This window comes from Streptomyces sp. NPDC054841, from assembly GCF_053611045.1.
Window position 1 is genome coordinate 1 of sequence record NZ_JBSGZO010000339.1, and the last position, 9,487, is coordinate 9,487.

At 68.5% G+C, this 9,487-nt stretch carries 8 protein-coding genes and 2 pseudogenes; 2 read left to right on the plus strand and 8 right to left on the minus strand.

Annotated features, from left to right (window positions below; translation table 11 throughout):
• Positions 1–346: 346 nt before the first annotated feature.
• From ACWGI8_RS32125 to ACWGI8_RS32150, 6 genes and pseudogenes are all read right to left on the minus strand, one after another.
• A pseudogene (locus ACWGI8_RS32125) lies at positions 347–1,744 on the minus strand (UDP-N-acetylmuramoyl-tripeptide--D-alanyl-D-alanine ligase).
• A 19-nt stretch (positions 1,745–1,763) separates the two neighbouring features.
• Entirely contained in the window at positions 1,764–2,306 is a 543-nt protein-coding gene (locus tag ACWGI8_RS32130) for a C39 family peptidase (protein WP_453666296.1), read from the minus strand.
• Positions 2,307–2,331: 25 nt separating this feature from the next.
• A complete protein-coding gene (locus ACWGI8_RS32135; protein ID WP_453666297.1) occupies positions 2,332–3,324 on the minus strand; it encodes a D-alanine--D-alanine ligase family protein in 993 nt (330 codons plus the stop codon).
• 173 nt (positions 3,325–3,497) lie between these two features.
• On the minus strand, positions 3,498–4,055 hold the full coding sequence (locus ACWGI8_RS32140; protein WP_453666298.1) for a hypothetical protein: 558 nt from the start codon (positions 4,053–4,055) through the stop codon (positions 3,498–3,500).
• Between the two features lie 134 nt (positions 4,056–4,189).
• Positions 4,190–5,290: a hypothetical protein gene (locus ACWGI8_RS32145; RefSeq protein WP_453666299.1), complete on the minus strand. Its 1,101-nt coding sequence runs from the start codon at positions 5,288–5,290 to the stop codon at positions 4,190–4,192.
• Between the two features lie 1,214 nt (positions 5,291–6,504).
• On the minus strand, positions 6,505–7,386 hold the full coding sequence (locus ACWGI8_RS32150) for a LysR family transcriptional regulator (RefSeq protein WP_453666301.1): 882 nt from the start codon (positions 7,384–7,386) through the stop codon (positions 6,505–6,507).
• Between the two features lie 60 nt (positions 7,387–7,446).
• Between ACWGI8_RS32150 and ACWGI8_RS32155 the strand changes: the two genes are divergently transcribed.
• Positions 7,447–7,812 carry a DoxX family protein gene (locus tag ACWGI8_RS32155; RefSeq protein ID WP_453666302.1) on the plus strand — a complete coding sequence of 122 codons (366 nt, stop codon included), beginning with the start codon at positions 7,447–7,449 and terminating at the stop codon, positions 7,810–7,812.
• A gap of 394 nt (positions 7,813–8,206) precedes the next feature.
• On the opposite strand, the gene ACWGI8_RS32160 is transcribed toward ACWGI8_RS32155, so the two are convergent.
• Both ACWGI8_RS32160 and ACWGI8_RS32165 read right to left on the minus strand, forming a co-directional pair.
• Positions 8,207–8,731, minus strand: coding sequence for an AAA family ATPase (locus tag ACWGI8_RS32160; RefSeq protein ID WP_453666304.1), 525 nt, complete (start codon positions 8,729–8,731; stop codon positions 8,207–8,209).
• A 48-nt stretch (positions 8,732–8,779) separates the two neighbouring features.
• Positions 8,780–9,244 carry a hypothetical protein gene (locus ACWGI8_RS32165; protein ID WP_453666305.1) on the minus strand — a complete coding sequence of 155 codons (465 nt, stop codon included), beginning with the start codon at positions 9,242–9,244 and terminating at the stop codon, positions 8,780–8,782.
• A gap of 56 nt (positions 9,245–9,300) precedes the next feature.
• Between ACWGI8_RS32165 and ACWGI8_RS32170 the strand changes: the two are divergent.
• A pseudogene (locus ACWGI8_RS32170) lies at positions 9,301–9,487 on the plus strand (hypothetical protein); the annotation flags it as partial.

Here is a 9,487-nt window from a genome sequence, read left to right on the forward strand (position 1 = left end):
GTCGCGGGGCCACCCCAGCCCGTCCGTCCTGTCAGAGAGCGGGCTGCACTCGTGACCGTACGGTGCCCGTCGCCCACGGCGCGCGTTGGACAGCACCGTTCGGGACTGGAAGAAGAGCCTCGGCTGGATCTTGGCTTTCGGAACACCCCCGCGTCGGCGGGGAGGACCATCCGGTGTGTCTCGCGCAGCATGTTCTCCGCATGTGGCGTCGCCGAGCTCGCCCTGTCACCGAAGGGTTTGTGATGGCGTTGAGGATCGCTTAGGGCAGTCTTCGGCATCGCTTCGAACGGGCCTGAGCCGCACCGGCGACCAGGCCAGGTTCCGAGGGAGACCATCGACGCCGCGCCTACGCCGGCACCGCAGCCTGGAGGCGGTCGGCGAATTTTTCTAGGCCGACGGAGCGGGAGGCCTTCACCAGGACGACGTCCCCGCTGATGAGCAAGGTGTTCATCAGCGGCAGCAGCGCCTCGGGATCGGAGGCTGTCTCGATGCGCGGGGGTGAGGGGTGGTGGCGTGCGGCGTCGGCCAGGGCGGTGATCTCGCTGCTGGTGCCGACGGTGACGAGGACGTCAACGCCCAGGTCGGCCACGAGGCTCCCGATGGTCTCGTGGGCCTGGATCGCAGTGTCGCCGAGTTCCTTCATCTCACCGAGGACGGCGACCGTACGCCGGTCCTGGGCGAGGGCGCTGAGGGTTTCGAGTCCCGCACGCATGGACTCGCTGTTGGCGTTGAACGCGTCGTTGACGAGGGTGACGCCGTCGGTGCGCTCGAGGACCTGCAGACGGCCAGCCGAGACTGGCTCGGCGGCCGAGAGCGCTTCGGCGATGTCGGGCGCTCCATGCCTAGGGCGTGGGCGGTTGCGGCCACTGCGAGCGCGTTGTGGACCTGATGGGCGCCCAGCATTTGCAGTGTGACAGGGGCGGATCCATTCGGCGTGTACAGGACGAAGGAGGAGCGGCCCGCAGTGCTGTGGATGTCGGTGGCACGGACGTTGGCATCGTCACGGGTCCCGTAGGTGATGACGGCGGCCTGCGTCTTGCGGGCCATTGCGGCGACCAGGGCGTCATCGGCGTTGAGGATCGCGATGCCGCCCTTTGTCGCAGGCGGGAGGGCCTGGACCAGTTCGCTCTTGGCCTCGGCGATCGCTTCGCGGCTGCCGAACTCTCCCACGTGCGCGGAGCCAATGTTGAGGACGATGCCGAGGCGGGGCGGAGTGAGGGAGGAGAGGTAGGCGATGTCGCCCTTATGGCGTGCGCCCATCTCCAGCACCAGGTAGCGGGTGGTTTCGGTGGCGCGCAGGACGGTCAGCGGCAGGCCGATCTCGGTGTTGAACGAACCAGGGGGTGGCTACGGTGTCGCCGTGGCGGGTCAGGACCTGGGCGAGAAGGTCCTTGGTGGTGGTCTTCCCGGCGGAGCCGGTCAGCGCGATGATCTGCGCCCCCGTGCTGCGGGTGAGCACGTGCTGGGCGAGGCGGCCCAGGGCCTTGGTGACGTCGGGGACGATGGTGGCCGGCGCGTCGACGGGGCGGGAGGCCAGGACGCACACGGCGCCGTTCTCGCGGGCTTGGGGCACGAAGTTGTGTCCGTCGACGCGGGCCCCGGTCACTGCGACGAACATGCCGCCGGGGCCGACCTCGCGTGAGTCGCTGGCGCTGGTCCCGGTCACCCGCAGCTGAGGGTCGGGCGTGTCACGGAGGGTGCCTCCCGTGGCGGTGGCGATCTCGGAGAGCGTCAGGGGGATCACGACGTGGCCCTTTCGGTGGTCAGGCAAGGGGCGGGAAGGAGATGGCCCGCCCGGAGTAGGAGGCCGCCAGGCGGCTGAGCGGCACCCGGTCGTGGGTCTGTCCCCACGCGGACGGGTCGCGGAAGAGGACGTCCGGGTCGGCGCTGTCCACGCTGTCGTCGTAGCCGCGGGCGACGACGAGGTGGCCGCCCCTGCGGCCGTCATCGGGGAACTGCTCGGTCACCGAGATGATCAGCGGGGCGGCGGCGAGGCGGCCGGTCAGGTCGGAGACGTCGAGGGGCTCGGCCTGGGCGGGGACGCCGAAGTCGGCGGCCAGGTTGGCGATGCCCGCATGCAACGCGCCGCGGGGAGTCATCACCTCGTGTTTGACCGCGAGCTTGAGCAGTTCGATGACGGTCGGCGCCTGCCCGCTGTAGGTGAGAAGGATCATTCGCAGCGACGCCATGCCGCACGCCCGGTTCGACCATTCCAGCCGGTCCCCCAGCGCCCAGCCCCCGTGGAGTTCCCAGTCCTCGGGCGTGATCAGCTGGCGGCACAGGGGGACGTCGTGGGCGTGCGGCACGGTTGCGGACTCTCCCGATTACGCGTCAGGAAGCGGTCTCCCGTACCGGAGTTGAGGCGGCGAACACGGGAGTGGGCAGGGGCACATCGTAGTGCGGCCGGGTAACCGCTTCGTGCAGCAAGGCGAGAACGGCGTCAGCGTGGCTCAGTCCGCACAGGCCGGCCCCAACGACGAAGTTCGACTCCCTGGACATGCCGGGCGTGGTGCTGACCTCCAGCGCATGAGTATCGCCGCCGTCAGTGACGATGAAGTCGACCTGGGCAGCACCCCGGCAGCCCAGGCCGTCCCGCAGGGTCAGGGCGTGCCTGGTGAGCTCGTCCTGCACCGGCCCGGGGAGGCCGGCGGCGGTCACTGTGACGGCGTGCTCGCCGTCGGCGTCAAGCTTTGTGGCGGCGTCGTAGAACTCGGCCGCACGGACCTGGGTGGCCAGCGGCGGGAACGCCAGTAGCCCACTGGGCAGCTGCAGCAGTCCGACGGTGACCGGGGTACCGGTGATGTACTCCTCGATCAGGACCGGGGAGGCGTCGGTGTCCCAGGCATGTTCGAGCGCGGGTGCCAGGGCGGCCTCGTCACGTACCAGACTCATTCCCACGCTGGAGCCGCCGAGTGCCGGCTTGACCATCACCGGCAGGCCCAGCCACCGCGCGGCCGTGCCGTGCTCCCACACCTGCCAGGCCGGGGTCGGGAGACCGAGCCCGGTCATGGTCTGCTTGCAAAGGATCTTGTCGGCGGCGATGGCGGAGGCGGCCACGCCGCTGCCGCAGAACGGCGTGCGCAGATAGTCGAGCAGCCCCTGCAGGCGGCCGTCCTCGCCGTACGGGCCGTGCAGGTTTGACAGCGCCACGTCGAAGGAGAGCAGGTCCCGGATGAAGCCCGCGTCGCACGGGTCAAGGATCTCGAACCTTGTGGCGAGCTCGGTGAGAGAGGCGGCCAGCGCGGTGACCGAGAGCTGATCGGCGGGGCTCTCGGGGATGTAGAGCTGGTCCTCCGCCGACAGCCCGCCGTAGACCAGGGCCACGTTCAGCGGCTTGGGCAGGCTCTTGTGCCAGGCCCGTAAGGCGTCGGCCTCACGCTGGTGTCGACGGTCAGCGTTTTCCCCAGCGGTGACCGCCTTCGCGTCAGGTATTTCCCCACCCGCGCGGTCACGTGTCCCCAAGGGGACGCCGATCTCACGGCACCCGATGAGGGTTGTCAGATGAGAGTGCGGGGCCCACGTGCGACGAGCGGGCGGCTGTCGTCCTCGGGCAGGACAGCGATGAAGCGCCAGGCACCATCTTCGACGCGGGCCAAGCTGATGGTTGTGGTGGTGTTGAAGGCCTTGATGGCGGGCTCGGCACCCTCGGTCAGCGAGTCGAGGCCTGCGTAGTGTCTGGACAGGCTTGAGGCGGGACCGCGGATCCATAGGCGCACGTTCGCCCCTTTCTGCAGGGCAGCGAGGAGGTCGTCACGGGCCTGTCCCGGGTCGGCGTCCTGGAGCCTGTCGTGAAGTCGCTCTTGAGCGCACGGCTTCGTCGGAGCCGCTTCGGCCCGCTGGCGGCAATCCGAGCATGCCTGCGATTCTGCTGGTTCGAAGAGATGCATATAGCGGGTGACCTGGTGTTCCGGAACGCCGCAGAGCGTCCCGCTCTCGCCCATCGCGTGGTCGACGCCGGGAACGCCTGTCAGCTCGCCGGCACCGAAGCAGGCTGGCTCCCGTGCGGTCGCGAAGCACCATCCGCCATCTGGGTCATGACTCACGCGGGCGAGCATGCCACAGCCATCCGTCCTGGACTCCTCATCAGTCAGTTGCACTCGCGTCATGCGACAGGATCTACCGCTCCAGGCCCTGCCGCGACGGTGAATCCCGCAGGTTGACCACGCCTCTATACACACCCGCCCGTGCCTCACCCGTCGAAGTGGAACCAGTGAAACCCGTGCTCGAGCAACGGCGTCAGGGTCCCACGGTGGAGCGCGCCGAAGCTCACGACCGCCTCGTTCTCGTCCATGCTGGCGGACATCAGCAGACCCGGGGCTACGAAGAACGTCTCCGCTGTGTAGGTCGGCAGGAACGGACTGAGGGGTATCGGGCGCAACATGCTCCACAACGAATCCAGGCGCGCGGTCGGCATGCAGTAGGTCGATGCCCGGTAGGGGGCGGCGTTCAAGGCTTCGTAGAGGGTGAGTTGCAGGAGGAAGCGGGTGAGCGGCTCCTGTTCGAGAATCGTCTCGGGCTCTTCAAGGTAGGGATCTTCAGCGAGCCACACACGGGGATCGGCTTTGTCCGGTCCCTTCGGCGGCCATGTGATGGACCAGTCCCTGACGCCCTGATGGGCCACGGCAAAGACCAGCCGGTCGCCGTGTGGTCCGCCGGCGCGCCTGGGCTGCTCCGGTACCCAGTCGTGGAATCTGTGGAGTGCCGGGCGGAGGCGGGCCAAGCGGTAGAAGGCCACCAACGCCTCCGGAAGGTTGCCCCGTTCCGCCGTCGCGTCTTCCTCGGCCGACACCGGCTCCTCAGCGGAGAACCAGCCGAGGACGAACGACTCCAGAGCCCGGATAGGACCCGCGTCTACGTGGTCGACCCAGTCCACATCCGGCACCGGGCCGGGCTCCGGGACCGGTCGGACCGCATCCAGTACTTCACGGGTCAGCGGCTGGTCGAGCTCCAATGCGGCGTAGTCAAAGGCGGCAGGGTCCGACCGGCCCCTGCCGCGCGCGGCGCCCAAAGGGAGGCAACCACCATCCATACGCGCGAAGAGGCGGATAGGTAGCGGAGCTTCGAAATCGAACCGTGGGTAGAGCACCGGAACCGTGTCCCCACGCAGCAGCACCTTCGTGGAGTCCTGAACGCCGCTGCCCCCCGGGCTGTCACCGGGCTCGACGATGACGACGGTCGCGTCCGCCCCCGTCCCGATAAGCGCCGAACCCATCTCGTACCGGCGGAGCCCTGCTCCGGCGCCGGACAGTGCCGCGGCCTCGGTAATCAGGGGCGGAAGCGTCGGCGTCATGCGGTGACCCTATCGACAGGCGCGGCGGGTGGGCTGCCGGCCCGGCCGGTGTCCGTGGGCCGGGGCCGGGTGACCGCTGTACCGACGACCGGTAAGGCGCATCTCGGAATGAGATCACGACTCGATACGCGCCCTAGCAGCGCAAACCCTGTCGTCCATCTCCGTGAAACGCATGTGCCCGACTTGGATGAGGCCCTCGGCCCGGGTTACTGAAGAAGTTCTCAGAGGGTAGTGGTCGATAGGCGGCCGAGTTCAGGAATCTTCGGCCGCCGGCCCGGCTCCCAGCCGCCGTCGGCCCATCGTGCGCATCTGCAGCTCCTCGACCGGAGCAGCCGCCGGGTCGGCTGCTGCCCGTTCCGCGACGGTACGGCGTGGCTCAGGACGGGTGTCCGCTGCGGATGAGTTGTACGGGGGCCGGTGCCCAGCAGGCGGCGGGTCGCGCTCATCAGCTCAGTCTTTTAGGATCTTCGCCCGCAGTACGCCGCGGTCCCGCAGTTTATCCAGGTCGGGAAGCTGTAGTTGGGGCAGCGGACCGGTATGCAGGTCTGCCTCGGTCGCGAGTACGCGATGCCGTGGCCAGGTGCTCGAGTGGTGGGGGCCAGATCGGCGGCCGGTGCCCAGGGGTCTTCGCGTGGTGCTCACCCGGGGACAGTAACGGTCGACTCCTTCTGTTCTCACCTGCATTAGAGGGGTGAGCGGCCCGGCATGGGAACACCTACTCACGTGAGTAGGTGGTGCCAGGGGGGAGATCGTGGCGCGCGGCCGCCAGACCACCCGCGTATCCAGGAGGCCCGTGCGCTGCTGGCCCGTACTACCGACGAGGGTCCACTCCCCTGACGTGGCATCACACCAGCTTGGCGGCGAGGAGCACCGCTGTGCGGAAGCTGAAATTCTTTGTGCTCAACGGCGGCATCCATACATGGCGAGGACACGTTTCCGCAGGTCGGAGATTTCCGTCGGTTGCGCGACGCGGGGTGTTCCGTACGACAGCGGCGGCTACCTTCAGCCCGTGACCTGTCGCAGCGAAGGATGAGTGTTCTCATCGAACATTGAGTGCCATCGGGTCGGCACGGTCAGAGGTCATGGCCCATGCGCACCCGGCCGAGGCGGTCGCCGCATGTATCCCCATGGTGGGCGAGCCGTTCAACGCGGCCGCCGCCGGGAGTAGTGCCGATTTGGCCGCGCAGCGCGCCGGCAGTCTGTCGGCCCCGTCGTCAACTCCGGCTCAGCCGCCGCGCGATGGCCTCCAGCAGCTCATCCAGTGCCGCCTCGTGCGTCCGCCCCCGAGGCCGGGCCAACCCCACCCGGCTGGGCGAGACCCCGGAGACTGGACGGAACACCACGTTCGGGTGGGAGTAGAAACGGGGCACCGACGCCGGGGCCAGGGCCACGCAGCCGCCAGCCACCGCCCCGAGCCACTCGTCGGGACGGCTGGTGACCGCGCCGACCCGGACGGGGTGCCCGTCCCGCTCCTCCGCGGCCAGCCAATGCTCCCTCCATGCTCCGGTCTCGGCTCCGGCCGCGACGAACGGCTCGTCCGACAGCTCCCAGAACTCCACCGTCTCGCTGTTCGCCAGCGGATGCCGAGCTGGTAGCAGCACCCCACGCTCCTCAACGAACAACTCCCGCACCGTCAACCTCTCCTGTCCCGGAAACGGCAAACGCACCACTGCCGCATCTACCTCCCCCCGAGCCAGGCCAGCACTCGGGTTCGACCAGTCGAACTGCCGCAGTTCCACCCGCCACTCCGGCTGCGCCCGGCGGAACTCGGCGATGACCTCTGGGACGGCGCCCACTGCGCCCGCGTCCAGGAAGCCCAGGCGCAGCACCCGCGCCGCTCGGCTGGTTGCCTGCACCGCCTCGTCCCAGCCGTCCAGCAGTGCGGGCACCCGCGAGGCGAGCTCACGACCAGCCTTGGTCAGCGCCATCCCCGACCGCGAACGCGCGAAGAGCCGTACTCCGAGTCCGTCCTCCAGGCGCCGTATCTGCTTGGTCAGCGCAGGCTGCGAGACGAACAGCCTCTCCGCTGCCCCGGTCAGGCTGCCCTCCTCCGCCACTGCGGCGAAGTACCGAAGCAGGCGCGTGTCCAGGTCCATGCCACCAGGTTATAGAAGCAGGTATTGGACGGTGCCGAAGTGCCCGCGGACCCTGAAGACATGACCGGTACCCAGCTCGCGCTCCTCGTCGTCACCCTGCTCACCGCCGCCGTCAACGTCGGTATCGCCGCCGCCGACCTCGCCGGCGCGCGCTTCGTGCTGGCCAACTCAGCGGAGGTGGGTGTTCCCCGATCCTGGCTGCCCTGGCTGGCCGCCCTCAAGCTGGCTGGTGCGGCGGGCCTCCTCCTCAGCCTCTTCGACGCCGCACCGCGCATCCTCGGCGCCGCCGCGGCCTGCGGTCTCGTCCTGCTCTACTTGGGCGCGCTCGCCTTCCATCTGCGCGCCCGTGTGCTCTACAACCTCGCGTTTCCCGGCTTCTACTTCGCCACCGCCGTCGCCTCGCTGGCATTGACCGTGTCCTCCTGATTGCGGCACCACTCAATGTTCGATGAGAACACTCAGCCTTCGCTGCGACAGGTCAGCCCGGCCTGTCCTCCCCGCCGACGCGGGGGTGTTCCGTCGACGGGAGTTCACCGCCGGATCCACTCCATGTCCTCCCCGCCGACGCGGGGGTGTTCCGCGCACGACGTCCCACATGGTGGCCCTCGAGCGGTCCTCCCCGCCGACGCGGGGGTGCTCCGACCGGCCGCAAGGACGGCCGCACCGCCATGGAGTCCTCCCCTGTAGGTTCCGTGTTTCGGTGTCCAACGGCATCGCCATGACCTGCAGGGCTTCGGCATTCCGCGCTCGTGTCCTCCGAACGCGTTCCGCAGAACCGTGTCCAATCCTGGCCGGGCCTGTTTCGCGTGGCGGGCGGGCCTCAACTCTTCACGGCCTCTGCGATCTGCAGGGCTGCCTGTGCGGGCGTGAGGTGGGTGGTGTCGATGACCTCGGCCTCACCGTGTAGCCACGTGCGGGCCGCCTCGGCATAGGGCTCAAGATATTTGAGACGGAACGGGGAGTTGGGGCCAAGAACAGTGTCGCACGCGATGCGCTCACGGAGGGTTTCCTGGTCGGCGTGGAGGACGAAGTGCCGTACCGGAATGGCATGGTTGGCGAAGTCCGCGCTGATCTCGCGCCAGTACTCCTCGATCAGGACAGTCATGGGCATCACCAGAGTGCCGCCGGTGTAGTCGAGTACGCGGCGGGCGGTCTCGACTACGAGCGGCCGCCACGGCGGCCAGTGCTGGAAGTTGTCCGTCTCGGGCAGCCTCGGCGTGATGTCCATGAGCGTCTCGCCGACCTTCTCGGCGTCGAACACCCGTGAAGCCGGGATCAGCTGCTGCACAAGTGCACTGGTCGTCGTCTTGCCTGCGCCGTGGGTGCCGTTGAGCCATACGATCATGGGACCGACGCTACCGCCGTGCGGGCCTGCGAATCTCCGGCTTTCGTGTCATTTCTCCGCGCGGTGGCTTGAAGACGAGCGGCTCTCTTTGAGCGTGGACTCCAGTTTCCCCTCGGTCTCCTTCAGTGCCTCACGCAACTGATCACGCTCGGCCTCGGTCTCCCGCAGCCGCGCCATGCCCGCCGTGAGCCGGTCCCGCTCCGCGCGCAAGATTCTGAGCTCTGCCGTGGCCAGTTCCAGGTCTGCCGCCAGCGACTCGGCCGAGGCGTCCGAGCCCGCCTCCGCCTCCCGTTGTGCAGCCCCGCTCTGCTTCTTGATCGCTTCCTCGATGTGCTCGCGCAGTCCCTCGGCGTATACCAGCCAGTTCGAGACCCGCGGTGTGCGAGCGAGTCTGAGGAAGGTGATCCCAGGCCGCGACTTCTGTCTGAACGACGACCACGACGCAACCCGAAGGAGTGAACGCGCCGACCAGCGCTTCCACGCGGCTTGTCCAATTAGGCATCCGCTAGACATAGCGGTCCGGAATTGGACACCGAAACGCGGAACCTACATCCCCGCCGACGGTGTCGGTGATCAACACAGCGACGAACACGGTGGTGGTCACGGTCCACACCGCCACCAACACCGTCGTGGCCACCGTCCCCGTCGGCGACCTCCCGTTGGAGCTGATGATCCTGCTGGGCATCCTGTCCAAGCGGGAGATCGCCCGCGCCCGGATCCGCACCCGCACCGCGATGACCGTGCAGACCCGCGACC